Here is a 25,261-nt window from a genome sequence, read left to right as displayed (position 1 = left end):
GATCGATCATCGATCATCCTAGGGGGAAACGATCACCTAGGGAACAGGTGCGCGAGATCATCTCCCTTCAGCGGATAGGGCCGTTCCTCGGGCAGCAGCGCGGCGGCCCGTTCAAGCTCGCCCGCGCGGACCCGCGCGTGGATCTCGGCGGCGAGCGGCGTGACGTCCTCGATGCCGGCGATCCACTCGTCGGCGTACCGCGCCGCCGCCTCGCCCGCGAGCCCCAGTTGCAGCGACCGGTGGGGCAGCGGGTTCAGGCGCAGGTCGCGTTCGGGATCCCACTGCACCCGCGCGGGTGCCTGTTTCAGCAGCCGTTTCCAGGCGGCCGCGTCCCCGTGCAGGGCGGGGACGTGGTGGGACAGGCACGCGTGGCGCAGGGCCCAGTCGAAGCCCTCCCGGCTGATCTCCACGGCGAGCACGGTCTCCTGGTTCTCCTTGGTGCCCCAGCCGCAGCGGTACATCATCCACAGGAAGGACGGCTTGATCCACGTCATGCGGTCCCGCTTCCAGGAGGACGGGAAGCGGCCGTCGCGGGCGGCGACACGGCCGATCCCCGGGTGGTACGCCTGGTAGACGGTGACCGTGGAATCGGTGTGGCGCGCGCGTATCCCGTACCGGGGCGGCTGCCGGTCGCCCGGGGTGCCCATGTAGTCGTTCAGGTGATCGTTCCTGCCGTTCATGCGGCACAGCCTGGGCCGGGGCGGTCCGGGCCCGCCACCGAATATCACCGCCCGCCCCCTTGGCGCGGCGTCCTCCATGCCCAACACTGAGCCGATGACGCAGCGTGCGGAACTCGCGGGCGTGAGGGACCGGCTGGCCGTCGACGCGCTGGTCACCGACTACGCGGTGGCCCTGGACGACGGCGACTGGACGGCGTACCGAGGGCTGTTCGCGCCGGACGGGCGGGCCGACTACCGGTCGGCCGGCGGCATCGAGGGGGACGCCGGGGCGGTCGCCGCCTGGCTCGCCGGGCACCTGGGGCCGTTCCCGCTGCGCCAGCACCTGGTCGTCAACCGCCGGGTCCGCTTCGGCGTCTGGGAGCGGGACACCGGCGACACCGCCCACGTCCTGGCCGATTACGTCAGTCCTCTGGTGTGCGCCGCCGGGGACGGGGGCGCGGCCGGGCCCGAGGCGGTGTGCGGCGGCCGGTACGCCTTCGGGCTGCTGCGCACGGAGGACGGCTGGCGGCTGAGCGAGGTGGTCGCCCGGGAGAAGTGGCGACGCGTTCCCGGCGGGCGGCCGGCCGATGTGATCAACTGAACAGGCTCCCTGGGCCTTCGCTCACCGCCGGGGCGCACACTGGAGGCACCGCGGGGTAGGGAGGCGCCCATGAAGACGCTCGGCCACCGGCCCACCTCCCCCTGGCGGCGCTCGGCCGCCGCCGCGCTGGCGGGCGCCCTGCCCGTGCTCGCCTACCCGGCCCCGGGCCTGTGGTGGTGGGCCTGGATCGCCCTGGTGCCCTGGCTGCTGCTGGCCCGCGGCGCGCCGACCGGGCGGCGGGCGGCGTACGACGGCTGGTGCGGCGGGTTCGGGTTCATGCTGGCGATGCACCACTGGCTGCTGCCGAACCTGCACGTGTTCACGTTCGTCGTCGCCGCGCTGCTCGGCGCGCTGTGGGCGCCGTGGGGGTGGCTGGTGCGCCGCACGCTGGGCGGGGCGCCCTCGCCGGGCCGCGTCGCGGTGGCGCTCCTCGTCCTGCCGTCGGGCTGGCTGATGGCCGAACTGGTCCGTTCCTGGCAGGGGCTGGGCGGCCCGTGGGGCATGCTCGGCGCGAGCCAGTGGCAGGTCGCGCCGGCGCTGCGGCTCGCCTCGGTGGGCGGGGTGTGGCTGCTCAGTTTCCTGCTGGTGGCCGTCAACGTCGCCGTCGCGGCCCTGGTCGCGCTCCGCCGGGCCCGGATGCCCGCGGTGGCCGGTCTGGCCGCCTGCGCCGTCGCCGCTTCGGCGGCCTGGGTGTGGTCCCCGCGCCCCGGTGGCGACGGGCGCGTGCGGATCGCGGTGGTGCAGCCGGGCGTCGTCGCGGGCGCGCACAGCGCCGACCGCCGGTTCGGCCGCGAGGAGGAGCTCACCCGCCGCCTGGCCGGCCGGGACGTCGATCTGGTCGTGTGGGGCGAGAGCAGTGTCGGCTTCGACCTGGGCGAGCGGCCCGACCTGGCGCGGCGGCTGGCGGCGCTGTCGCGCGAGACCGGCGCCCGTCTCCTGGTCAACGTGGACGCGCGGCGCTCGGACAGGCCCGGCATCTACAAGAGTTCGGTGCTCGTCGGCCCGGACGGCCCGACCGGGGACCGCTACGACAAGATGCGGCTGGTCCCCTTCGGCGAGTACGTCCCGGCCCGTTCGCTGCTGGGCTGGGCCACCTCCGTCGGCGAGGCGGCGGGCGAGGACCGCAGGCGCGGCTCGGCGCAGGTGGTGATGGACGCCGGGAACGGGCTGATGATCGGCCCGATGGTGTGCTTCGAGAGCGCGTTCCCCGACATGAGCCGCCATCTCGCGCGGGGCGGCGCCGAGGTGCTGATCGCCCAGTCGTCCACGTCGACGTTCCAGCGGAGCTGGGCACCTGAGCAGCACGCCTCGCTGGCCGCGCTGCGGGCCGCCGAGACGGGCCGGCCGATGGTCCACGCGACGCTGACCGGGGTCTCGGCCGTGTACGACGCGGGCGGGGCGCGCGTCGGGCCGCGGCTCGGCACCGACGCGTCCGCCGCGCACGTCTACGACGTCCCGCTCGCGCACGGCGGCACGCCCTACGCCCGCCTCGGCGACTGGCCGGTGCACGCGGCGCTGCTGGTCCTCGCGGCCTGGGGCGCCGCCGAGGGCGTACGGGCGCTGCGGCTCAGGCGGCGGTCCGCTCCTGGATCTCCCGTACCACCCGCTCGCACAGCGCATGGGTCTCCAGCGCGTCCCGGGCGCTGAGCGTCTTCCCCGCGCGCACGGCGTCGAGGAAGGCCAGCACGGCCTGCTCGATGCCGCGCTGCCGGGCCACCGGCACCCAGTCCCCGCGCCGCCGCACGGTCGGCTGCCCCTTGTGGTCGATCACCTCGGCGAGGTTGACCACCTGCCGCTTGGTGTCCTGCCCGGAGACCTCCAGGATCTCCTCCGCCGAACCGCTGAGCCGGTTCATCACCCCGAGGGCGGTGAAGCCGTCCCCGGCGAGCTGGAGCACGACGTGGTGGAGCAGGCCGTCCACGACGCGGGCGCGCACGGTCACGTCGTCGACGGGGCCGGGCGCGAGGAAGCGCAGGGTGTCGACGACGTGGATGAAGTCGTCGAGGATCATCGTGCGCGGGTCCTCCGGCAGCCCGGTGCGGTTCTTCTGCATCAGGATCAGCTCGCGCGGGTGCTCGGCGCACTGCGCGTAGCCGGGGGCGTGGCGGCGGTTGAAGCCGACGGCGAGGCTGACGCCGCGCTCCTCCGCGAGGGCGACCAGCCGCTCGGAGTCGGCGAGTGCGTAGGCGAGCGGCTTGTCGACGTAGGTCGGCACGCCCGCTTCGAGCAGCCGGGTCACGATCTGCGGGTGGACGTCTGTGGGGGCGTGCACGAAGGCCGCGTCGAGGTCCTGGGCGAGGAGGGAGTCGAGGTCGGCGTGGCGCCGCTCGGGCGGCAGGTGCAGGCCGTCGGCGACCCGGGCGAGGGTCGCGGGGGTGCGGGTCTGCAGATGCAGTTCTACGCCGGGCCGGAAGGCGAGCACCGGGAGGTATGCCTTCTGCGCGATGTCGCCGAGTCCGATGCAGCCGACCTTCACGGGGTGTTCTCCTCTACCGGTTGCCGACGGGGGTCCGGCGCAGCATACGGGGGCTGCGGCGGCCGCCAGTCGGCGATCCCGTCGAAGCCGCGCAGGAAGAGCGCCGGTCCGGCCTTCGACAGTACGGCGATCGCGGTGTCGCGTACGGCGACGGCGGCGCGGCTGGGCGTCATGGTGAGCCGGGCCACCTTGACGGCCCGGCGGGCGACGGCCGTCGTACGGGGCAGGCGGGCGGCCGTGTAGGCGGCGAGGTCGTCGTGGTGGTGGGCGAGGACGACGGCGTCCTCGACGGCCTGGTTGCCGCCCTGGCCCAGGGTGGGGGGCATGGCGTGCGCGGCGTCGCCGAGGAGGGCGACCCGGCCGCGGTGGCAGGCCGGGAGCGGCTCGGCGAGGTGGTGCACGTCGTGGCGCAGCACGTCCTCGGGGCGGGCGGCGGCCAGGACGGCGGGGACCGGGTGGTGCCAGTCGCCGAACCGGCGCAGCAGCTCCGCCCGCTCGTCGTCGGGCGCCCGCCCTCCGGCGGGGGCGAGGGCGGCGGCGTAGGCGTAGACCCGGCCGTCCTTGAGGGGGTGGGTGCCCCAGATGCGGCCCCGGCCCCAGGTCTCGTGGGAGGCGAACCGCGCGCCGGGCAGCGGGATCACGACCCGCCAGGTGGTGAATCCCGCGTAGACGGTCCCCGGGTGGTCCGGGAACAGGGCCCGGCGTACGGCGGAGTGGATGCCGTCGGCGGCCACCACGAGGTCGGCCTCCAGGTCGCCGTCGGGGGTGCGCACGCGGGCGGGCCGGCCGGGGCCGCCCGGGTCGGCGAGGGTCGCGGCGGCGGCCGTGCGGACGGTGCCCGGCGGGAGCCGGCCGGCCAGGAGGCCGACGAGGGTGGCCCGGTGCAGCAGGACGAGCGGGCCGCCGAACCGCTCGGCCGCCGCCCGGGCGCTGGAGCGCGACAGCCAGCGCCCGCCCGGGGTGCGCACCCCTCCGTCGCCCTGCCAGGCGGCCAGGGCCCGGATCTCCTCGCCGACGCCGATAACGTCCAGGGCGCGCAGGGAGTTCGGCGCCAGGGAGATGGCGGCGCCGGCCGGCCGGAGCGAGCGGGCCCGTTCCAGGACGGTGACCCGGCAGCCGCGCAGGTGCAGGGCCGCCGCCGCGGTCAGTCCGCCGATGCCGCCGCCGATCACGACGGCGTGCCGTGGTGCCTGTGCCATGACCGCTCCTCGTCGTCCGGGCCGCCGTACGCACCCGTTCACTACATCTGTAGTGAGGCTGCCTCTCGACCGTACTACAGCCGTAGTGAGAGCGGTAGGTTGACGTCCATGTCCGTCCACACCGCCGGCGCCTCCCGCGCCGACCTCGTCGCCGACGCCGCCCTCGCCCTGCTCGCCGAGCGCGGGATGCGCGGGCTCACCCACCGGGCGGTCGACGAGGCGGCCGGGCTCCCCCAGGGCTCCACGTCGAACCTGGCCCGGACCCGGCAGGCGCTGCTGGAGCTCGCGGTGCGGCGGCACGCCGAGCGGGAGGCGAGGGTGCTGGAACTGGCGGAGATGCCGGATCCGCGCGACGGCCTCGACGCCCTGGCCGACGGCCTCGCCCGCGCCGTCCACCGCTCCCTCACCCGCCACCGCGACCTGCTGATCGCCCGCTACGAACTGGCCCTGGAGGCGACCCGCCGCCCCGAGCTGCGCGCCTTCTACGACGCGACCGGCGCCCGCTTCCGCGACCAGCTCCTGGCCCTGGTCACCGCCGCGGGGTCCACGGACCCGGCCCGGCACGTCCTGTCGCTGGTGGCCTGGGCGGACGGGCTGATGTTCAGCTGCGCCGCCGGGTCGTTCGGCGCCGAGGTGCCGGACCTGGACGCGGTGCGGGCGGGGCTGCGGGAACTGCTGGCGGGGATGCTGGGCCGCTGAAAACCCCTGGCCGGACGAGGGCCGGCGGGCGAGGATGCGGGCATGACGACGACCGAGCGCCGCGAACCCGCCCCGAACGCCGACGAACGCACCATGCTGGAAGGCTGGCTCGACTACCACCGGCAGACCCTCGCCCTCAAGTGCGAGGGCCTGACCGACGCCCAGCTCAGGACCGCCGCGGTGGACCCGTCGGAGCTGTCGCTGCTGGGGCTGGTGCGGCACATGGCCGAGGTGGAGCGGAGCTGGTTCCGCAGGGTGCTGGCGGGCGAGGACGCGGGCCCGATCTACTACGACGACGAGGACCCGGACGGCGAGTTCCACCCGGCCGAGGCGGACACCTGGCAGGAGGCGTACACCACCTGGCAGGGCGAGATCGCCGCCGCCCGGCGCCACGCGGCCGGGTTCGGCCTGGACGACCTGTCCCGGGGGAGGCACCGGTCCACCGGCGAGCCCTACAGCCTGCGGTGGATCTACACGCACATGATCGAGGAGTACGCCCGCCACAACGGCCACGCCGACCTGATCCGCGAGCGCATCGACGGCACGACCGGGGACTGACGTCACCCCTGCCGGTTCCCGGCCTCCCCGCGGGGCCGGGGATCACCCGTGCGAGGCATCCTGCGCCCGTCCGCCGCCGTCGGCGGCCCGGAACCAGCAGAGTGGCGCGGGTGCACCGAACGACGACCACCGCGACGCTCCTGATAACCGTGGCTGTCTCGGCCCTGACCGGCTGTGTGACGCTCCAGCGACCATCCGCGCCCGCCCCGCCCGCGACGCCGACGGCGCCGTCCGCACCGCGCCCGGACGGCGCGCCCGAACCGCGGATCGTGCAGGCCCCCGCCCGCGAGGCCCTGGAACGGATCGGTCCCTCCCGGCCGGCGGAACCGCCCCCGTCCCCCTCCGCACCGCGCCGTACGCCGCCGTCGGCCGCCGCGCCGCCACGGGAGCCGTCGGCCGCCCGGCCGGAACCCCGCCCGCGGCCGGCGCGCCCGGAACGCCGAAAGCCCGCGCCCCGCGCCCCGCAGCGCCCGCGCGTCGACCCGCCCGACGTCACGAAACCGGCCGGCCGCGGCGCGCCCGGCGACGCGGACGTGTGCTCCCTGGGCCGGACGTACGGCGGCTGGCGGGCCGACAGCCCGGAGGCGGTGATCTGCAAGCAGGCGTACGGCCGCTGAGGCCGGGGCCGGCGGCCCGCACGGGTTGCCGGCCCACCGCGACGCCGGTCCCGCCGCCCAGCTGGTCCCGCCGCTCAGCCGGGGGCGGGGCCCGAAGCGGAAAGACCTGCGTGACGGGCGACGGGCGACGGGCGACGGGCGACGGGCGACGGGCGACGGGCGACGGTGATGCCCTATCACGTGGGTCCGGTGGAGCCTGTTCCCACCGGACCCGGCGCAGGACGAGTTAACGGAGAAGACCGGCAGGCGGGCTCGCCTCCGCCCGGTTCCGGGGCCGGCTCGACGGGCGTCGGCCGAAGCCGGGCTCCCCCGGTTCACCCCCGCACTCCCGGCTTCCGGCGTCCCCTAGGGGCGCCGTCGCGGCCGGTCCCACGGGCCGCCCTCCGGGGGGTCTCCCGGGGAGCCTTCCTCGTCCAGCCGTCGCGCCAGCCGCCCGATGGCCGCACGCACACCCTCGCCGTAGCCGTCGTCGCCGAGGGCCCCGGCTGCGCCCCGCGCCTGCCGCAGATGCGCGCGGGCGGCCTCGCGGTGGTCGAGCCGGGCGTAGTCGGCGGCAAGGTGCAGATGCAGGGCGGGGTACAGGGCGCGCGCGGCGCGCGTCTCCTCGTGCCCGGCCGGCCGGCCCCGGGTGATCTCCTCCGCGGCCGACAACGCCCGCAGGTCCCACGCCAGTTCGTCGGCGGGGTCGTCCTGGGTGCCGGCCAGGTAGTGGGCCAGGGTGCAGCGGTGGAGCGGGTCGCCGTGCTCGCCGACCTCCGCCCACAGGGCGAGGAAGCGCCGCCGGGCCTCCTCCCGGTCGCCCGCGTGGTGCAGCATCACGACCTGCCCGATGCGCGTCGGCAGGGCGTCCGGCGCCGCCTGTTCCTGTCCCTTGGCCACCGTGTCCTCCGCACCGCTCGTCGGCTCTCTCCCGACGACGCTAACGGCAGCCGTCGGCGATCCCGGTCAGGCGGCTCCGTACGGCTGCCGGGGCCGGGCCTGCGGACGGACCGGCCCCGGCACCCGTGCTCAGCCCAGGTTCGGGATGCTCCAGTCGACGGGCTCGTGGCCCTGCCGGGCGATCGCCTCGTTGATCTGCGTGAAGGGGCGGGAGCCGAAGAACTTCTTCGCCGACAGCGGCGAGGGGTGCGCGCCCTTGACGACCGCGTGCCGCGACTCGTCGATCAGCGGGAGCTTCTTCTGCGCGTAGTTGCCCCACAGCACGAACACCGCCGGGTCGGGCCGGTTCACCACCGCGCGGATCACCGCGTCGGTGAACAGCTCCCAGCCCCGCCCCTTGTGCGAGTTGGCCTCGCCCGCCCGGACCGTGAGCACCGCGTTGAGCAGGAGCACGCCCTGCTTCGCCCACGGCATCAGATAGCCGTTGTCCGGGATCGGCGTGCCCAGTTCCTCGTGCATCTCCTTGTAGATGTTGCGCAGCGACGGCGGGACCTTCACGCCCGGGCGGACCGAGAAGCACAGGCCGTGGCCCTGGCCCTCGCCGTGGTACGGGTCCTGCCCGAGGACCAGGACCTTCACACGGTCGTACGGCGTGGCCTCCAGCGCGGCGAAGACCTCCTCGCGCGGAGGGTAGACGGGACCCCGCGCCCGCTCTTCCTCGACGAACTCCATCAGCTCCTTGAAGTAGGGCTTCTGCAGTTCGTCCCCCAGCACCCCGCGCCAGGACTCGGGCAGCATGGCGATGTCGGTCACGTCGACTTCCTTACCGTGTGCGATCACTTCCAGGACACCGAACCTACAGGCGACCACTGACAGCCGGTCCCCCGGTCCGGGCCCCGGGCGCTACCAGCTCGTCTTGCGGTGCAGCTCCCACATCGTCATGACCGTCGACGGGTCCAGCGCCCGCTCCGCGCCGGATATGTCGTCGCTGGCGGCCACGTACTGCTTGCCCTGCCACAGCGGCAGCAGCCGTGCGTCGTCCACGATGATCCGCTGGGCCTCCTCGAACTCCTCCTCCACGGCGGCGCGGTCGCTCACGCGGCGGGAGCGGGGCAGCAGGTCGCCGGTGATCTCCGGAGCCGGGTAGGGCGTGCCGAGCGCGTTCTGCTCGCCGACGAACGGGGCGATGAAGTTCTCGGCGTCCGGGAAGTCCGGGAACCAGCCCCGCCCGAACACCGGGTAGCGGCCCTTCTGGTAGCCCTCCACGTACGTCTTCCACGGGCTGCTCCGGAGGGTGACCCTGAACAGGCCGGACGCCTCCAGCTGCCGCTCCAGCTCCTCGAACTGAGCGGCGGTCTCGGAGCCGTAACGGTCGGTGGTGTACCACAGGGTGAGCGGGACGGGCCCGGTGATGCCCGCGCGGGTGAGGATCGCGCGGGCCTCGGCGGCGCTGGGGTCGCCGTACTCGTCGAAGAAGTCCGTGGTGTGGCCGGTCAGGCCCGTGGGGACCATCGAGTACAGCGGCTCGACCGTGTCCTGGTAGACCTTGTGCGCGATCGCCGCCCGGTCGACCACCTGGGCCACGGCCCGGCGCACCGCCTTGCGGCCCGCCCACGGGTCGCGAGGGTTGAAGACCAGGTAGCTGATGTCGGTGCCGGTGCCCTCGATCAGCTGGAGTTCCTCGTCCCGGCCGGCCGTGCCCTGGAGGGCGATGATGTCGTCGGCGGCCAGACCGCGGTAGGTGACGTGGATCTTCTGGTCGCGCAGTGCCCTCACCATCGAGCCCGAGTCCCGGAAGTAACGGATCGTCACCGCCTCGTTGCGGTGCTCGGCGAAGCCCTTGTAGCGGTCGTTGCGCACGAGTTCGGCCTGCCGGCCCTCCTCGTACGAGGCGAGCGTGTAGGGGCCGGAGCCGAGGATCTCGCCGTCCTCGCGCACGGCGTCGGCCGGGTAGGTGTCGGGATCGACGATCGACAGGGCGGGCGTGGCCAGCACGAACGGGAACGTGGCGTCGGGCTTGTTCAGGTGGAAGACGACCTCGCGCTCGCTCGGCGCCCGGACGCGGTCCAGGCTGCCCAGCAGGCCGGCGGGGCCGCCGTTGCGGCCGATCGTGCGGATGCGGTCGACCGAGTGCTTGACGGCCCGGGCGTCCAGCGCGCCCCCGTCGGAGAAGGTCAGGCCCTCGCGCAGCTCGCAGCGGTACACCTGGTGGGAGGCGTCGGTGAACGCGCACTCCTCGGCGGCGTCGGGCCGGGGGGAGGTCGCGCCGTTCGGGTAGCTCAACAGCGTCTGGTAGACGTTGCGGAACAGTTCCCAGGAGCTGTCCCAGGAGGCGGCGGGGTCCAGCGTGCTGGGGGCGCTGGTGGTGCCCACGAGGATCGGGCGCTTCTCGTCCGGGGCACCGGGCCCCACCAGGCCGCATCCGGCGACCAGGGACGACAGGGACGCGATGGCCGCCATCCGCCGCAGGCATCGGTTCCGGTTGAACACGCGCACGCTCCTCGATCCGCCGTACCAAGGTCGGCAGACCATACCGCAGCGCCCCCGCGGTCGACCCCCCTCCGAACGGGCATTCCGATCAAGAGGGCGATGACGACGTTGTCATGCGTGCGGCCAGGGCGTGACCGGGTGCCGTCCGGGGCGCGCTCGTGCGCGGGAACGACGCCCCGGGCCCCGGCGCGGGGCCGCCGACGGCGGCGGTCCCGCGCCGGGGCGTCCGGGTCAGGCCACGCCGGCGTTGAGGAAGATGCCGCCGTCGACGACCAGCGTCTGGCCGGTGATCCAGTCCGACTGCGCCGAGGTGAGGAACGCGGCGGCGCCGCCGATGTCGGAGGGCACGCCGAGCCGGCCCAGCGGGTAGGCCGCGGCGGCCTCCTCCTCGCGGCCCTCGTACAGGGCTGCCGCGAACTTGGTCTTCACCACGGCCGGGGCGATGGCGTTGACCCGCACCTTGGGCGCGAACTCGTGCGCCAGCTGCGTGGTCAGGTTGATCATCGCGGCCTTGCTGATGCCGTAGGCGCCGATGAAGGGCGAGGCCGACAGCCCCGCGACGGAGGCGATGTTGACGATCGCGCCGCCGTTCTCCTTCTGCCAGGCGTGCCAGGTGCGCTGGGCGAAGCCGAGCGCCGAGACCACGTTGGTCTCGAACACCTTGCGGGCCACGTTCAGGTCGAGGTCGGCGATCGGCCCGAACACCGGGTTCGTACCGGCGTTGTTGACCAGGTAGTCGACGCGGCCGAAGGCCTCCATCGTGCGTTCGACGGCGGCGGCCTGGTGGGCCTCGTCGTGGGCCTTGCCCGCGACGCCGATGACGCGGTCGGCGCCGAGCTTGTCGACGGCCTCCTTCAGGGCGTCCTCGTTGCGGCCGGTGATGCACACCCGGTCGCCGCGCGCGACGAACGCCTCGGCGACGCCGTAGCCGATGCCGCGGCTGGCGCCCGTGACGAGCGCGACCCTGCCCGAGAGCCCGGGGAGTTCTGCGGAAGTCATGTCCCTGTCCCTGTCCCTTGCCGAGGCCCTAGTCGAGCGGTCCGCCGGCGACGTACAGCACCTGGCCGGAGACGAACCCGGCCGCCTCGCCCGTGAAGAAGGCGATGGCGTTGGCGATGTCGTCGGGCTCGCCGACGCGCTGGACCGGGATCTGCGTGGCGGCGGCGGCCTTGAACTCCTCGAAGCCCATGCCGACGCGCTCGGCGGTGGCCTTGGTCATCTCGGTGGCGATGAAGCCCGGGGCGACGGCGTTGGCGGTGATGCCGAACTTGCCGAGCTCCTTGGCGAGGGTCTTGGTGAAGCCCTGCAGACCGGCCTTGGCGGCCGAGTAGTTGACCTGGCCGCGGTTGCCGAGCGCGGAGGAGGAGGACAGGTTGACGATGCGGCCGAAACCGGCGTCCACCATGTGCTTCTGGCAGGCCCTGGACATCAGGAAGGCACCGCGCAGGTGCACGTTCATGACGGTGTCCCAGTCGGAGACGCTCATCTTGAACAGCAGGTTGTCGCGCAGCACGCCCGCGTTGTTGACGAGGATCGTGGGCGCGCCCAGCTCCTCGACGATCCGGGCGACGGCCGCCTCGACCTGCGCCTCGTCGGAGACGTCGCAGCCGACCGCGACGGCCTTGCCGCCCGCGGCCGTGATCTTCTCGACGGTGTCCTTGCAGGCGGCCTCGTCGAGGTCGAGCACGGCGACGGCGCGGCCCTCGGCGGCCAGTCGTACGGCGGTGGCGGCACCGATGCCGCGCGCGGCACCGGTGACGACGGCGACCCGCTGCTCAGTGGTGGACATTGCTGCTTCTCCTCGCCCTAGGGATGCGGCTCCCGCGGCCCGCCCTGTGGTGAGCGACCGCTTAGTACCTTCAGCAGACGTGACGCTAGAAGCCCCGGCACGCGGTGTCAACGGGACACCGGACGGTGTGATCCATTACCTGCGCGTCCCGCCCCGGAAGCCACGCGGAACCCACGCGCCGCACCACCCGAACGGTCTACGGCTCCGCGCCGCCACACCTCCCGGCCCCTAGCGTCGAAGCGCGAGCCATACATGACCGGAAGGCACCGGAAAGAGCCGGAAAGTAAGGCAAGGCATCGGAAAGTACCGGAAAAGACCGGAATGGAGGCGTCCATGCGCCCTCGCACGACTGCCGCGGGCCTGCTGATCGCCATGGCGGTGGCGGGGCCGCCGGCCGGCACCGCGCACGCTCAGGACCTGGACTGCCGGAACTTCACCTTTCAGGAGGAGGCGCAGGCGGTGTTCGACAGCGACCCGAGCGACCCCAACCGGCTCGACGAGGACCAGGGCCCGGACGACGGCATAGCTTGCGAGGCCCTGCCGCGGCGCGGCGCCGGCGCCACCATCTCGGCCACGAGCCGCCCCGTGCGCCCCACGGCGCCGCCCGTGACCGCGACACCCACCACCATGAGGCCCACCACCATGGCGCCCACCACCATGGCGCCCACGACCCCGGCGCCCACGACCGCGCCACCGCGTCCCACGGTGTCCGCCACTCCGGCGCCGACGCGCGGCGTCCAGGGCGGGCTCGGCGGCGCGTCGTCCACCGGGCCGACCGGCTGGGACATCGGGATCGGCCTGACGTTCGTCACGGGTGCCGCGCTGGCGGCCGGCTGGGTGCTGAAGCGACGCCGCCGGACCTGACACCCGGCGTGTGCGGGCCCGGACATCCGGCGCGCGCGGGCCTGCCCGGTCCGGGCCGCCGGGTCCGCTCACCGTACGAGCCGGGCCCTCTCACCGTACGAGCCGGGTCCCGCCTACCGTACGAGCAGTTCGAGCAGCCGGTCCGCCTCCGCCGCCGGATCGGCCGTGAGGCCGGTGTGGACCGGGCCCGGCTGGACGATCGTGGAGCGGGGGGCGACGAGCCAGCGGAAGCGGCGGCCGGCGTCGTCACGGGCGGCCTGCCCCGCCGCCTCGCCTCCGGCGCACACGCCCTCGGCGGCGCGCAGCGCGGCCCGGACACCGGACACGTCCGCGTCCGGGTCGAGCGCCAGCAGCCGGGCCTCGTCGAGGTGGGTGCGGGCGGCGACGAACGCCTTGGCGCGGCAGTACACCAGCACCCCGGCGTTGATGCACTCGCCGCGCTCGACGCGCGGTACGACGCGCAGCAGCGCGTACTCGAAGACGTGCCGGCCGGTCACCGGACCCCCTGGATGCGTTCGTGGACGACGGCCGCACGGGCCAGCAGCGGGCGCGCGTAGGCCCGCCGCAGGTCGTCCGGCGTGGCGAAGCCCGGCTCGTCGGCCAGCCAGACGTCCGGGATCTCGGCGGTGACCTCGGCGAGGAGTTCCTCGGTGATCAGGGGGGCGAGTTCGGCGGCGGCCGCGGCGACGTCCGGCGCGAAGGGCAGCAGGGCGTGGTCGGAGGCGTCGTAGGGGCGGGCGGCGGAGGTCTCGGCGCCGGGCCAGTTGTGGTGCCAGATCATGGTCGCGCCGTGGTCGATGAGCCACAGCTCGCCCCGCCACCGCAGCAGGTTGGGGTTGCGCCAGGAACGGTCGACGTTGTTCACGAGCGCGTCGAACCAGACGATCCGCCCGGCTTCCCGGGGGCTCACCTCGAAGGCGAGCGGGTCGAAACCGAGGGCACCGGAGAGGAAGTCCATGCCGAGGTTGGTGCCGCCGCTGGACTTGAGCAGTTCCTGGACCTGCTCGTCGGGTTCGCCGAGGCCCAGCACCGGATCGAGGCCGATCGCCACCAGCCGCGGCACCCGGAACCCCAGCCGGCGGGCGAGTTCACCGCAGACGACCTCCGCGACGAGCGTCTTGCGGCCCTGTCCGGCGCCGGTGAACTTCATGACGTACGTGCCGAGATCGTCGGCCTCGACGATCCCGGGGAGCGAACCGCCCTCACGCAAGGGCGTGACATAGCGGGTCGCTACGACCTCTTCCAGCACTTTCCCAGGTCACCCATCTCTACAGCCTTGCAATCCACGGACCGCTTCTTCGGAGCGCAGAGGCGGGAATCGCCGGTCGACGACGCCGGGGAGAATCCGGGGAGTCTCGGCCGGCGTGCCGGTCTCCCCGCTCCCCGAGCAGTCCGTCGATGGTGCCGCACCCCTTGCCGCCGGCCTCCGGCACGAAGTGAGCATAGTAACCGAGGGTGATCGCCGGCGAGGAGTGCCCGAGCCGCCGAGCCAAGGTCACGACGGACGCCCCCCGAAGCTCCGCCTCAACCGGCGGGAACGCTCCGATGCGACGCTTCGGCTCCTCGGCCGTGGGCCGTCCCGCACGCGATTGTCACGGAGGGCGGGTGGACAGTGATCCAGACTGCCGGTGAAAGGAAAGGAATATATGGGAAATATCAGTCTTAGTGGTCGTATCACTCCCGTGACGGACAGAGCGGCGGGGTCTGCGGAGAAGGGGCGGGCCGCGTCGGTGGCTCCAGCCGGGTGAGAAGGACCGGGTGAGAAGGACCGGGTGAGAAGGACGGATGGACCTGGCATCGGTGCGTGAGGTCGTCGACGCGCGCTGCGCGCTGCCGTGGACGTGCGGGGACGCGTGGCTGGCGGGCGGCACGTCGCTGTTCGCCGAGCCCGGGCCCGGGATCGTGCGGCTGCGCGATCTAACCGCCTTGGGATGGAAACCGCTGGCAGCCACCGGCGAAGGGCTGGAGGTCGCGGCCACCTGCACGGTGGCCGAGCTGCTGTCCTTCGCCGAGACGCCAGACGCCCCCTGGCCGCAGGGACGGGCGCTGATCGCCGCCTGCTGCCGCGCGTTCTCCTCGTCGTTCAAGGTGTGGAACGTCGCGACCGTCGGCGGCAACCTGTGCGCGGCCCTCCCCGCCGGCCCCATGATCTCCCTGGCCGTCACCTTGCGCGGCCACTGCCGGGTACAGGCACCGGACGGCGGCGAACGGCACATCCCGGCAGCCGACTTCGTGACCGGGGCGGGAACCACCGCGCTGCGTCCCGGCGAGTTGCTGCGCTCGGTGACCCTGCCGGCCGCCGCGCTCGGAGAACGCAGTGCGCTGCGCCAGGTGAGCCTGCGGCCGCTGGGACGGTCGGCCGCGCTGGTCACCGGTACCTGCGAGGCAGCCGCACGGCACCTGGCCGTCACGGTCACCGCCGCGACCCGCCGGCCTGTCACCCTCACCTTCTCCGGCCCGCCGTCCGCGGCCCGCCTGCGCCGGGAGCTGCTCGAGCACCTGCCGACCGGTCTGATCGCCGACGACGTCCACGGCTGTCCGGCCTGGCGGCGGCAGATGGCCCTCCACCTGGCCGACGAGGTACTGCGGGACCTGACCGCCGGTGAGGTGTAGCCCGTGGCTTTCGTCGTCCGCGTCAACGACCACGAGGTCCACGAGCCGCCCGAGCCGGGGCAGTGCCTGCGCACCTACCTGCGCGCCCAGGGCTGGAGCGGGGTGAAGAAGGGCTGCGACACCGGCGACTGCGGGGCCTGCACCGTGCACGTGGACGGCATGCCCGTGCACAGCTGCCTGTACCCGGCGCACCGCGTCAACGGCCGCTCCGTGACCACCGTGGAAGGGCTGGCCGCCGGCTCACGGCTCCACCCTGTCCAGGAGGCGTTCGCGCAGGCCCGCGCCTTCCAGTGCGGCTACTGCACCCCCGGATTGGTGATGACCGCCGCTGCCCTGGCCGAGCGGCAGCTCGCCGACCTGCCGCAGGCGCTGAAGGGCAACCTGTGCCGCTGCACCGGCTACCGCCCCATCGGCGAGGCCGTGCGCGCCGCCCGCCCCGGCCCCGCGGACACCGGAGCGGATCCGCCCGGTCCGTCTCCGGCCGCCGCCGATCGCACCGGCCGGCCCGGCGGGAAGGACGCGGGGCGCTACGACCCGTGGGCCGGCGATGTGGTCATGGGCGCGGCCCGCTTCACCCTCGACACCCCGGCCCCGCAAGGGCTGCTGCACGTTCATCCGGTACGGTCCCCGCACCGCCACGCCCGCGTCCTCGCCGTCGACACGACCGCCGCGCTCGCCGTGCCCGGTGTCCACGCCGTTCTGACCCACCGGCACGCTCCCCTGGCCCGCTTCTCGACCGCCCTGCACGAACGGGCCGATGACGACCCCGCCGACACGCGCGTCCTGGACGACGTGGTGCGCCATGTCGGCCAGCGCGTCGCCGTCGTGGTGGCCGACAGCCCCGCCACCGCCGAACGGGCAGCCGGCCTCGTCCGCGTCACCTACCACGTCCTGCCGGCCGTCACCGATCCCGAGGCCGCCCTCGCGGACACCGCGGTACGGGTGCACCCCGGCGGCAACATCGTCGCCGAGGTCCACCACGCCATCGGTGACACCGGCCGGGGCCTGCGGGAGGCGGACACCGTCTACCGGGCCACCTTCACCACGCACCGGGTGCAGCACACCGCCTTGGAATGTCACGCCAGCCGCGCCTGGACCACACCCGACGGCCGGATGCATCTGCGCACCACCACCCAGGCCCCCCACCTGGTCCACCGGCGTCTGTGCGAGCTGTTCGGACTGGCCCCCGGACGTCTCCAGGTCACCGCCGGGCGCCTGGGAGGCGCCTTCGGCGGCAAGCAGGACCTGCTGACCGAGGACGTCACCATGCTGGCCGCCCTGCACACCGGGCGCCCGGTGCAGTGGGAGTACACCCGCGCCGAAGAACTGACCGCCGCCACCACCCGCCACCCTTTCCGGGTGCGCGTCACCCTCGGTGCCCGGCGCGACGGCACCCTCACCGCCCTCCGACTGCGGGTGATCGCCGACACCGGTGCCTACGGCAATCACGGCACGGCCGTCCTGCAGGTCGCCTGCGGCGAAAGCATCGCCTTGTACCGGTGCCCGAACATCACCGTCGACGGCTTCGCGGTGCACACCCACCACGTGCCCGCGGGAGCCTTCCGGGGCTACGGCGCCGGGCAGGTCACCTTCGCCGTCGAATCCGCCCTGGACGAACTCGCCCGCACCCTCGGCCTCGATCCGGTCACCGTCCGCGAACGCGCCCTGCTGCGCCCCGGAGACCGCGCGCCGTTCCCCGGCGTCGCCGGCCGGCACCCGGTGATGGACCACGGCCTGTCCCGTTGCCTCGACACCCTGCGTACCGCCCGCGCCCAGCGCCTGCGAGAACGGCCCTCCCCCGCGGTCCGGGGCGGGCTGGTCGGTGAAGGGCTGGCCGTCGCGGCGCTGCACACCCTGCCCGCGGACGGCCACATCGCCCGGGCGTCCATCGCCCTGCGCCCCGACGGCCACTACACCCTGACCACCGGCGCACCGGAATTCGGCAGCGGCACCAGTACCACCCTGCTGCACATCGCCGCCCAGGCGCTGAACACCTGCCCGGCCCACGTCCACCTGCGGCAGGCCGACACCGATCTGCTCGACCACGACACCGGCGGCTTCGCCTCCACCGGGGTGCTGCTGGCCGGGCAGGCCGTCGTGCACGCCTGCCAAGCACTGACCCGGCAGCTGCTGGACTGGGCCGCCACCCGCCACCCCGCCGCCGATCCCGCCGCATGCCGGCTGGACCACGAGACCATCGACTGCGCCGGAACCCCTCTCCCGCTGGCCGAGGTCCATCCCCGTGCCCGGGCGGCCGGAGTCCCCTTGCGCGCCGACGGCTGCGCCGTCGCCGACGACATGATCCCGTCCCTGGCGGTCTGCGGTCAGTGGTTCCGCGTCACCGTGGACCCCGCGACCGGGCAGGTGCGCATCGTCGACAGTGTGCACGCTGCCGATGCCGGCCACCTCCTCGATCCCGCGCAGTGCCGGGCCCAGATCGAAGGAGCCGTCACCCAGGGCGTCGGCACCACCCTGTGGGAAGAACTGCGCACCGACTCCAGCGGCCACATCACCACTCCCGACCTGCGCAGCTACACCATCCCCGGCTTCGGCCACCTCCCCCCGGCCACTGTCCACCTCGTCCAGCCCCCCATGGACGGCGCACCACCGGCCCCCAAACCCATGAGTGAACTGCCCTTCAATCCCGTGGCCCCCGCTCTCGCCAACGCCGTGCGGGACGCGACCGGTCACCGTTTCACCGCTCTGCCCCTGCGCTCTGACACCGTGTGGGAGACCCTGCACCGAACCGGCTGATCCTCCGTCCGCCCTCGACCGCCGTCGGGCGGCCGGCACCTGAGCGACGACGTGCCGGCTCCTGCTCGCGCGCACGCGCCCAGGGCGTCAGGCACCGGACACCAGGTACCAGGCACCGGCTTTCCTCCGGGATGCGGGCTTCGAGGCCGGTGCCCGTGGCGGCCTGGGAACGGACGGTGTGCCTGGAGAGGCGGCGCGGAATTTCCAGGGTGGCCGCGGCAGATCACCGGCACAGTGCGGTATCGACGAGGGACAGCACATGCCGTTCCTTGGCCTTGGCCGCGGGCAGGGCGGTGGGCAGGGCGGTCACCGTGAGGGTGACGGAGCGTCCGTCGTCGGTGGTGCCGCCGCGCGTGTGGTAGCCGTCGATGTCCCCACCGTGCCCCCAAGCCAGGCCGCCGCAACTGAGCGGGGTACTGACCAGTCCCAGCCCGTACCGGGCCCCGGGCCACAGACCCGTCGTACCGGTCGTGGTGCGCATCTGCCGTAGTTGCCGCGGCTTGAGCAGTTCGCCGCGCAGCAGGGCGGTGAAGAACAGGTTGAGGTCACGCGGCGTCGTGATGAGCTGGCCGGCCGCCCATCCCCAGGACGGGTCCATCACGGTGATGTCACGCAACGCCTGACCGGGTTCGACGGCGTGGTAGCCCTTCGGGTGCGGCCCGTCGATGTGCTGGTCCCCGACGGCGGGGAAATAGGTGTGGCGCAGCCCGATCGGCTCGACGACCCGGCGGGTGATCACCTCGGCCACCGGGCGGCCGGTGATCTTCTGGATCAGCAGTCCGAGCACGATGTAGTTGGTGTTGCTGTACTCCCACCGGCTGCCCGGAGCGAAGCGGGCTCTGTGGGCAAGAGCCAGGTCGAGCAGTTCGCGTGGTTCGGTATAGACGTGACGGCGGGCGAAGGAGTCGCCGCCCAGGGAGTCGGTGTAATCGGGCAGGCCGCTGGTGTGCTGGAGCAGTTGTCGTACCGTGATGCGACGCCCGTCGATGCCCTCTCCTCGGACCAGGGCAGGCAGATACGTATCGACGGGTGTGTCCAGGCCGACGGTGCCCTCGCCCACCAGTTGCAGGACGACCACTGCGGTGAACGCCTTGGTGTTGCTGGCCGCGCGGATGTGCCCGTTGGCCGGCACCGGCGCGCCGGTGGCCAGGTCGGCGGTGCCTGCCGTGTAGTCACGGGTGTGTCCGTCGCGCCCGGTGAAGGCTGCCAGTGCCCCGGGGAAGCCGCCCTCGCCCACCAGCCTCTCCATCTCCCGTTGCACCGGATCTCCAGGTTTGCCACCGACCGCTGGTTCGCTTGAGAACACAGCCACAGCAGTGCATCCCCACAGCACGAGAGAAGCCGCCAGCGCGCTCCGGCGCCGGCCGGGGCGCGCGAAGGAACGTGCGCTGGGCATATGAACTCTTCCGCTCTCGGACCTCGCATGACGGGTGCCGTCCGCCGGACCGGCTCTGGCCCGTTCTTACCGCCGCACACACTGCTTTCCCGGGAGTCTGCGGGGGCAAGGGCGCCAACCGGGTGGTGCACAAGCCCCTCGGGCCCGAGGCCGCTCAGCACCACGAGGCGGGCGGCGCCTCCATCTGCTCGTGGATGCCGGGGCCGGTGAGGCGCAGCAACTCCGGGAGCGCCGTCGCGCTCGTACTCGTCGTATTCGTGACTGTCGTATTGGTACTCGTCGTATTCGTGACCGTCGTATTCGTGACCGCCGTGTTCGTGACCGCCGTATTCGTGATCCACGACCGGCGCCTGGCCGCCACGGCCATGTCCTGGCCCACCTGCGCGCCGTCGGCCTCGGTGCGCTGGCGGACCTCGGCTTCCGCAGCCTGGACAACGACGTACTCGACCCCGCGATCGTCGCCGGCTTCCACACCAGCCGCCCCCCACAAGCTCACCCCGCCCAGAAGACCGCCCACCAAGTCCTCGGCCTCGGACGCGCACCGGTCGAACACGGCTACGCCCACCCCGAGAGCTGACGGGTTCTCACCAAGCTCCGTACCGATCCCGCTCGCGCCACGCGCCTCCGACGCAGGCTCCCGGCGGGTGCGCCCCTCGCTTCCAGCCCCCGGCGCGAAGTGAGCGGAGTAACCGAGCCCGGCAGCCGACGAGGAGCGCTCCGCCTGCTGAGCCGCCGTCACGCCGCCCCCGTCTCCCGGAGGGCCGGCGTCGTCCCGATGCCGCCGGGGCGCCGGCCCGCCGGGAGGCGGTCGTCCGGCGCCCCGGTCCCGGCCGGTCCGGGCCGGTCGTCAGCCGGTCGAGCAGGCGGTGCCGTTGAGGCGGAAGACCCGCGGATCCGGGTTGGGGCCGTCGTTGGCGCCGACGAACCCGAACGAGACCGCCGACCCGCCGTCCGGGGCCAGCGGCCCCGCGCCCTCGGGAGCGGTCACCCGTACGTGCCGGCCGGTCTGGTGGAACGTGGCGTTCCAGCCGGAGGAGACCGACTGCCGGTCGGTCGGCCACTCCCAGTCGACGGTCCAGCCGGTGATCGGGGTGTCCGAGAGGTTCCGGACGGTGACCGTGGCCACGAAGCCGTTGCCCCAGCTCGTGTCGCGGTGATACGTCACCGCGCAGGCGGCGTCCGACGGGGTGCCGGTGGTGAAGGTCAGCGGAGCGGACGGGGCGGAGAGCCGTCCCGAGGCGTCGGCCGCCAGCACGTTGACCGTGTGGGTGCTGCCCGGGGGCAGGTTCCGCAGGGTCACGGACGTGCCGGTGGTCTCGCCGACCAGGCGGGTGTGGGCGCCGTCGCGCTCCTGGACCAGGTAGCGGGCGGCGCCCTCGGCGCCCTGCCAGGACAGGCGCGCGGTGGTGTCGGTCACCGCCTCCAGCCGGGGGGTGCCCGGGGTCCCGGCGGCCGAGGCCCCGGGCCCGGTGCCGGCCTTCGGACTGAGGGTGACGGCGAGCATCCCGTACGGCGGCACGGTGACCCGGGAGGCGGACGCGTCGCCTCCGGAGACATCGGTGACGTCGCTGTCGCCGCGCGCGTAGCGGCTCACCTCGGGTGCGGCGCCGGACGGGGTGAAGCCCGCGTACTCGAGGTCCACGGTCCGCGCCGCGTCCGGGTTCTTGTTGATGAGCAGGACGCTCAGGCGCCCGTCGCGACGGTGCACGGCGTGGGTGGAGACATCCTGCGCGGAGGAGGCGGCGGCGACCAGGGTGTCGCCCGTGGTGCCCAGTTCGGCGGTCATCTTCATGCCGTAGTAGGGGTGGAACGGCGTGTTGGGCGGCGGTTCGCAGACGTCGCCGGTGCAGCCGCCGCTGGAGAGCATCCCCATGTCGCCGTAGTCGGTCTCGCCGTCGACGGTGGTGATCTGCCCGGCGCCGTTGTGGGTGTTCCACCAGTCGACGGTGAAGACGCCGTTCTCCAGGGCCGTCAGGAACGCGTCCGCGGCGAACAGGCCGTTGGGGCGGGCGGTGAGCCGGGCGCCGCCGGTGTTGGTGTTGATCTCGGTGAGGGCGATGCCGATGCGCGGCGAGTCGGCGCCGGCGTACCGGTCGAGCTGGGCCCGCACCTCCCGCAGCTCGCCGGGCAGCCCGGACAGCCTCCTCATGGCGGCGTCGGCGGTGGTGTCCGCGCCGCCCGCGTACCAGTGGACGCTCACGAAGTCGATGACGTCGGCGGTCTCGGAGAGCACGGTGTGGTTCCAGTCGCCCGGGTCGCCCTCGCCGACGACACCGTCCGGCCAGTGGCCCGGGGTGGTGAGGACCGCACCGATCTTGATCGTCGGGTCGACGGCCTTCATGGCCTTGGCGTAGGCGCGGACGTTGCGGGCGTACTCGCGGGGGCTCTTGTCGGGGTGCTCGTCGTGCTCCCAGCCGTTGCCGTAGTGGCCGTTGCCGTAGATCTCGTTGCCGATCTCCCAGTACTTCGCGCCGTAGCCCTTGGTGATGTTCGCGTACCTGACCCAGCCGGCCGCCTCCTCGGGCGTTCCCGAGCCGTAGTTGGCGATCAGGATCGGCTGGGCGCCGGCGGCGCGAACGGTGCCCATGAAGGCGTCGAATCCGGTGCCGGGGGCGACGTATCCGCCGGGCGCCGTGTGGGTCTCCCAGTGGTAGATGTCGGCGTAGGAGCCTCCGGGGTAGCGCATCGCCCCGACGTCGGCCGCCTTCATCAGGCCGGCCACCTCGGGGTCGTTCATGTGCGCGTCCCAGACGGCGGCGTTGACGCCGCGGGCGACGTCGGTCAGCCTGCCCAGCGACGCCTGGGTGTTGACCCGGACGGCGACGTCCGCGGCGGCGGCCGTCCGCGGTGCCGCGGGCGCGGCGCCCGCGGTGCCCACCAGGGGCAGCAGGGCGAACGCGGCGGCCAGGACGGTCGCGGTGCGCGCAAGGCGGCGGGGTCCGGTTCTCGGGGTGTGGCGAAGGCCGGTACCGGCCGGTCGGCCGGGTCTCTGCGGTCGTGGCACGTGGGCCCTCCCTCGGAGGTCCGCGGCACGGACGGGCAGCGGATGCCGGACCGTGCCACCGGACGGGCGGGGTGCCGGCGCGGCAGCGGGGCGCTCCGCGCGGTGGCACGGGGAACGGTGCGTGGAAACGGTGCGGTGTAGTGCGGTCGTACGGTGCGATGTGGCCGTACAGTGCGATGCGGTCGTACAGTGCGATGCGGTCGTACGGTGCGATGCGGTCGTACGGTGCGATGTGGTGCGGCCGTGCGATGCGGTGGTCGGGCCACCGCCGTGGGAGCGCTCCCAGGATGGGATCGGTGTGACGTCCTGTCAACGTGCCGGACACCGCGGTGTGAAGGAGACGAGGTCACGCGTCCTCGTCGCGTCCGCAGGCCTGCCGGCGGGTCCCCCGAGCCGGCGTCGCCGTGGGCGCCGTGGGCGCCGTGGGCGCCGCAGACCCCGAGGGCGTCGAGGGGGACCATGGCGTCGAACGGGCCCGGATCAACCGGCCCCCACCTCCTCCCCCGCCGCCCGCAGCGCCTCCACGGCCGCCCGGATCGAGGGGCGGCGGTCGGCGTCCGCGCGCCAGACGACGTACACGTGCCGGCGCACGCGCTGCTTCAGCGGGACGGTGACGACCCCGTCGGGCACCGGATGGCGCCCGAGCAGCGGCGCGATGCACACGCCGAGCCCCGCGGCGACCAGCCCCAGCTGGGTGTGGGTCTCGGCGGCGCGGTGGCCGACGACCGGCTCGATCCCCTTCGAGCGCAGGGTGAACAGCAGCCACTCGTGGCAGAACTCGCCCTCGCCCCAGGTGATCCACTCCTCCTCGGCGAACTCGGCGAGGTCCACCTCGTCGCGGCCGGCGAGCCGGTGGCCGGCCGGCATGGCGACCTCGGCGGGGTCGTCCAGGACCGGCGCCTTGACCAGGCCGTCGGGGACGGGCAGCGGCTTGTTGTACCAGTCGAGGACCACGGCGAGGTCGAGGTCGCCGCGCACCACACCGGCGATGCCGCGCTCCGGCTCCAGCTCGCAGGAGCGGATGCGCAGCGCGGGGTGCGCGGCGCGCAGCGCGGAGAGGGCGGCGGGGAACAATCCGCGCGCGGCGGTCGGGAACGCCGACAGCCGCAGCTCGCCGACGACCTGCCCGCGGTGCGCCTCCAGATCGGACTGGGCGAGGGCCACCTGCGACAGGATGCGCGCCGCGTGCTCGGCGAGCAGCCGCCCCGCGTCGGTCAGCCGTACGCCGCGGCCGTTCTTGGCGAGGAGCTGCTGGCCGACCTCGCGTTCCAGCTTGGACATCTGCTGGGAGACGGCCGACGTCGTGATGTGCAGCCCTTCGGCGGCACCGCTGACCGATCCGTGCCGGGCGAGGGCGTCGAGGGTGCGCAGGCGCTCCAGGTTCAACATGTAAGCAATACTACGAGATACCGCGCGCTAATTCTCGATTGTGCTACACGAACGTCTGTACCATCATGGCCGCCATGAGCGACACCACCGCGCCGCGGGCCTCGGCCCGCCCCTCCTCCCGTCCCGCTCTCGACTGGCGGCTGCGCTTCGCCGCCCTCTCCCTGGTCTGGGGCTTCAGCTTCCTCCTGATCAAGGTGGGCACGGAGGGGTACGCCCCCTTCCAGGTCACGCTCGGCCGGCTGGTGTTCGGTACGGCGGTGCTCGCCGCGGCGATGGCGGTGAAGCGGGAGCGGCTGCCGCGCGGCGCCCGGACGTGGGCGCATCTGACGATCGCCGGGTTCCTGCTCAACGCGCTGCCGTTCTCCCTGTTCGCCTACGCGGAGCTGACGATCCCGTCGACGCTCGCGGGCATCTGCAACGCGACCTCACCGCTGTGGGGCATGGCCCTGTCCCTCGTCGCCCTGTCCGAGGACCGGCCCACCCGGCTGCGGGTGGCGGGGCTCGGCATCGGCTTCCTCGGAGTCCTGACCGTGCTCGGCGTCTGGCAGGGCTTCGACGGCCTGGACGCCACGGGCACGGCACTGGCCCTGCTCGCCTCCCTCAGCTACCCCGTCGGCTGGATCCACGTCCGCCGCACCCTGGCCGGCACCGGCCACTCGAACCTGTCCCTGACGGGGGCTCAGCTGCTGCTCGCCACGCTCCAGCTCGCCGTGGTGACGCCGCTGTTCACCACGGTGCCGGACGGCTTCCCTGCCGTTCCCCTGCTGGCGGTCGCGGCGCTGGGCGCGCTCGGCACCGGCTTCGCCGTGCTCGTCCAGTACGGCCTGGTCGCCGAGGTCGGCCCGACGACCGCCCAGATGGTCACGTACTTCATCCCGGTCATCGCCACGGCCGCGGGCGTCGCCCTCCTCGGCGAGCCCCTGGCGTGGTCGACACCGGTGGGCGCGCTGATCGTCCTGGCGGGCGCGGCGCTGACGCAGGCCCGGCCCGGGAGCGGACAGGGCCGGGGCCGGAACCGGGACCGGGGCTCGCGGGTCCGGATGCGCGGGAGCGGACCGACGGCGGCACCGGCACCGGCACCGGCACCGGCACCGGCACCGGCCGGGAACGCGGGCGTCCGGCAGGAGGCGCGGGAGAGAGGGCAGGCGCGTTCCGCAAGCGCGTAAGGTCCACGGGCGCGTAGGTTCCACAGGCGCGCAAGGTCCACGGGCACGTGGGTGCCACGAGCACGCGGGCACCACGAGCACGCGGGCACCACGAGCACGCGGGCACCA

Annotated in this window: 23 protein-coding genes and 1 pseudogene; 9 read left to right on the top strand and 15 right to left on the bottom strand. The window is 73.8% G+C overall.

Features of this window, described 5'->3' with window-relative positions; translation table 11 throughout:
• Positions 1 to 32 precede the first annotated feature (32 nt).
• Positions 33 to 647 carry a DUF4291 domain-containing protein gene (locus tag ABZ340_RS12475; RefSeq protein ID WP_358781793.1) on the bottom strand — a complete coding sequence of 205 codons (615 nt, stop codon included), beginning with the start codon at positions 645 to 647 and terminating at the stop codon, positions 33 to 35.
• Between the two features lie 127 nt (positions 648 to 774).
• On the opposite strand from ABZ340_RS12475, the gene ABZ340_RS12470 reads away from it, so the two are divergent.
• Both ABZ340_RS12470 and lnt read left to right on the top strand, forming a co-directional pair.
• Complete coding sequence (locus ABZ340_RS12470) at positions 775 to 1,260, top strand: nuclear transport factor 2 family protein (protein WP_358781711.1); 486 nt, start codon at positions 775 to 777, stop codon at positions 1,258 to 1,260.
• A gap of 69 nt (positions 1,261 to 1,329) precedes the next feature.
• Entirely contained in the window at positions 1,330 to 2,907 is a 1,578-nt protein-coding gene (lnt, locus tag ABZ340_RS12465; protein ID WP_358781710.1) for an apolipoprotein N-acyltransferase, read from the top strand.
• On the opposite strand, the gene ABZ340_RS12460 is transcribed toward lnt, so the two are convergent.
• Together ABZ340_RS12460 and ABZ340_RS12455 are read right to left on the bottom strand one after the other, a co-directional pair.
• Entirely contained in the window at positions 2,828 to 3,736 is a 909-nt protein-coding gene (locus ABZ340_RS12460) for a Gfo/Idh/MocA family oxidoreductase (protein ID WP_358781709.1), read from the bottom strand. The genes lnt and ABZ340_RS12460 overlap by 80 nt on opposite strands.
• Entirely contained in the window at positions 3,733 to 4,935 is a 1,203-nt protein-coding gene (locus tag ABZ340_RS12455) for an FAD-dependent monooxygenase (RefSeq protein ID WP_358781708.1), read from the bottom strand. The genes ABZ340_RS12460 and ABZ340_RS12455 overlap by 4 nt, the downstream gene beginning before the upstream one ends.
• 108 nt (positions 4,936 to 5,043) lie before the next feature.
• Here ABZ340_RS12455 and ABZ340_RS12450 point away from each other — a divergent pair, with 108 nt between their 5' ends.
• From ABZ340_RS12450 to ABZ340_RS12440, 3 genes are all read left to right on the top strand, one after another.
• Complete coding sequence (locus tag ABZ340_RS12450) at positions 5,044 to 5,634, top strand: TetR/AcrR family transcriptional regulator (protein WP_358781707.1); 591 nt, start codon at positions 5,044 to 5,046, stop codon at positions 5,632 to 5,634.
• A gap of 42 nt (positions 5,635 to 5,676) precedes the next feature.
• Positions 5,677 to 6,192 carry a DinB family protein gene (locus ABZ340_RS12445; protein WP_358781706.1) on the top strand — a complete coding sequence of 172 codons (516 nt, stop codon included), beginning with the start codon at positions 5,677 to 5,679 and terminating at the stop codon, positions 6,190 to 6,192.
• A gap of 149 nt (positions 6,193 to 6,341) precedes the next feature.
• Positions 6,342 to 6,809 carry a hypothetical protein gene (locus tag ABZ340_RS12440; RefSeq protein ID WP_358781705.1) on the top strand — a complete coding sequence of 156 codons (468 nt, stop codon included), beginning with the start codon at positions 6,342 to 6,344 and terminating at the stop codon, positions 6,807 to 6,809.
• Positions 6,810 to 7,154: 345 nt separating this feature from the next.
• On the opposite strand, the gene ABZ340_RS12435 is transcribed toward ABZ340_RS12440, so the two are convergent.
• From ABZ340_RS12435 to fabG, 5 genes are all read right to left on the bottom strand, one after another.
• A complete protein-coding gene (locus ABZ340_RS12435; protein WP_358781704.1) occupies positions 7,155 to 7,688 on the bottom strand; it encodes a hypothetical protein in 534 nt (177 codons plus the stop codon).
• Positions 7,689 to 7,817: 129 nt separating this feature from the next.
• The gene (gene ung, locus ABZ340_RS12430) at positions 7,818 to 8,501 is read right to left on the bottom strand and encodes a uracil-DNA glycosylase (protein WP_358781703.1); all 684 of its coding nucleotides are present in this window, start codon (positions 8,499 to 8,501) and stop codon (positions 7,818 to 7,820) included.
• A gap of 90 nt (positions 8,502 to 8,591) precedes the next feature.
• Positions 8,592 to 10,178 carry an ABC transporter substrate-binding protein gene (locus ABZ340_RS12425; protein ID WP_358781702.1) on the bottom strand — a complete coding sequence of 529 codons (1,587 nt, stop codon included), beginning with the start codon at positions 10,176 to 10,178 and terminating at the stop codon, positions 8,592 to 8,594.
• A 231-nt stretch (positions 10,179 to 10,409) separates the two neighbouring features.
• Positions 10,410 to 11,177 carry an SDR family oxidoreductase gene (locus tag ABZ340_RS12420; protein WP_358781701.1) on the bottom strand — a complete coding sequence of 256 codons (768 nt, stop codon included), beginning with the start codon at positions 11,175 to 11,177 and terminating at the stop codon, positions 10,410 to 10,412.
• Between the two features lie 28 nt (positions 11,178 to 11,205).
• The gene (gene fabG, locus ABZ340_RS12415; protein WP_358781700.1) at positions 11,206 to 11,967 is read right to left on the bottom strand and encodes a 3-oxoacyl-ACP reductase FabG; all 762 of its coding nucleotides are present in this window, start codon (positions 11,965 to 11,967) and stop codon (positions 11,206 to 11,208) included.
• A 333-nt stretch (positions 11,968 to 12,300) separates the two neighbouring features.
• Between fabG and ABZ340_RS12410 the strand changes: the two genes are divergently transcribed.
• Positions 12,301 to 12,831, top strand: a complete 531-nt coding sequence (locus ABZ340_RS12410) for an excalibur calcium-binding protein (RefSeq protein ID WP_358781699.1) — start codon at positions 12,301 to 12,303, stop codon at positions 12,829 to 12,831.
• Between the two features lie 113 nt (positions 12,832 to 12,944).
• Here ABZ340_RS12410 and ABZ340_RS12405 read toward each other — a convergent pair whose 3' ends face one another.
• From ABZ340_RS12405 to ABZ340_RS12395, 3 genes and pseudogenes are all read right to left on the bottom strand, one after another.
• Positions 12,945 to 13,328, bottom strand: a complete 384-nt coding sequence (locus tag ABZ340_RS12405; protein ID WP_358781698.1) for a DUF3037 domain-containing protein — start codon at positions 13,326 to 13,328, stop codon at positions 12,945 to 12,947.
• Positions 13,325 to 14,080 carry a HipA family kinase gene (locus ABZ340_RS12400; RefSeq protein ID WP_358781697.1) on the bottom strand — a complete coding sequence of 252 codons (756 nt, stop codon included), beginning with the start codon at positions 14,078 to 14,080 and terminating at the stop codon, positions 13,325 to 13,327. Before ABZ340_RS12400 ends, ABZ340_RS12405 begins: the two co-directional genes overlap by 4 nt.
• Before the next feature lie 19 nt (positions 14,081 to 14,099).
• Positions 14,100 to 14,342: pseudogene (locus ABZ340_RS12395) on the bottom strand (hypothetical protein); the annotation flags it as partial.
• Positions 14,343 to 14,616: 274 nt separating this feature from the next.
• Here ABZ340_RS12395 and ABZ340_RS12390 point away from each other — a divergent pair.
• On the top strand, positions 14,617 to 15,444 hold the full coding sequence (locus ABZ340_RS12390) for an FAD binding domain-containing protein (protein WP_358781696.1): 828 nt from the start codon (positions 14,617 to 14,619) through the stop codon (positions 15,442 to 15,444).
• 3 nt (positions 15,445 to 15,447) lie between these two features.
• Positions 15,448 to 18,198, top strand: coding sequence for a molybdopterin cofactor-binding domain-containing protein (locus tag ABZ340_RS12385; protein WP_358781695.1), 2,751 nt, complete (start codon positions 15,448 to 15,450; stop codon positions 18,196 to 18,198).
• Between the two features lie 223 nt (positions 18,199 to 18,421).
• Here ABZ340_RS12385 and ABZ340_RS12380 read toward each other — a convergent pair whose 3' ends face one another.
• The 4 genes from ABZ340_RS12380 to ABZ340_RS12365 form a co-directional block, all read right to left on the bottom strand.
• Positions 18,422 to 19,459, bottom strand: coding sequence for a serine hydrolase domain-containing protein (locus ABZ340_RS12380; RefSeq protein WP_358781694.1), 1,038 nt, complete (start codon positions 19,457 to 19,459; stop codon positions 18,422 to 18,424).
• Positions 19,460 to 19,748: 289 nt separating this feature from the next.
• The gene (locus ABZ340_RS12375; protein WP_358781693.1) at positions 19,749 to 20,159 is read right to left on the bottom strand and encodes a hypothetical protein; all 411 of its coding nucleotides are present in this window, start codon (positions 20,157 to 20,159) and stop codon (positions 19,749 to 19,751) included.
• 282 nt (positions 20,160 to 20,441) lie between these two features.
• Complete coding sequence (locus ABZ340_RS12370) at positions 20,442 to 22,502, bottom strand: cellulose binding domain-containing protein (protein WP_358781792.1); 2,061 nt, start codon at positions 22,500 to 22,502, stop codon at positions 20,442 to 20,444.
• A 576-nt stretch (positions 22,503 to 23,078) separates the two neighbouring features.
• Positions 23,079 to 23,987, bottom strand: coding sequence for a LysR family transcriptional regulator (locus tag ABZ340_RS12365; protein ID WP_358781692.1), 909 nt, complete (start codon positions 23,985 to 23,987; stop codon positions 23,079 to 23,081).
• Positions 23,988 to 24,061: 74 nt separating this feature from the next.
• Between ABZ340_RS12365 and ABZ340_RS12360 the strand changes: the two genes are divergently transcribed.
• On the top strand, positions 24,062 to 25,153 hold the full coding sequence (locus ABZ340_RS12360) for a DMT family transporter (RefSeq protein WP_358781691.1): 1,092 nt from the start codon (positions 24,062 to 24,064) through the stop codon (positions 25,151 to 25,153).
• The last annotated feature ends 108 nt before the right edge of the window (positions 25,154 to 25,261 follow it).

Source organism: Streptomyces sp. NPDC006134, from assembly GCF_040628835.1.
GTDB lineage: Bacteria > Actinomycetota > Actinomycetes > Streptomycetales > Streptomycetaceae > Streptomyces.
This window is presented reverse-complemented; position numbering and strand designations above follow the sequence as displayed.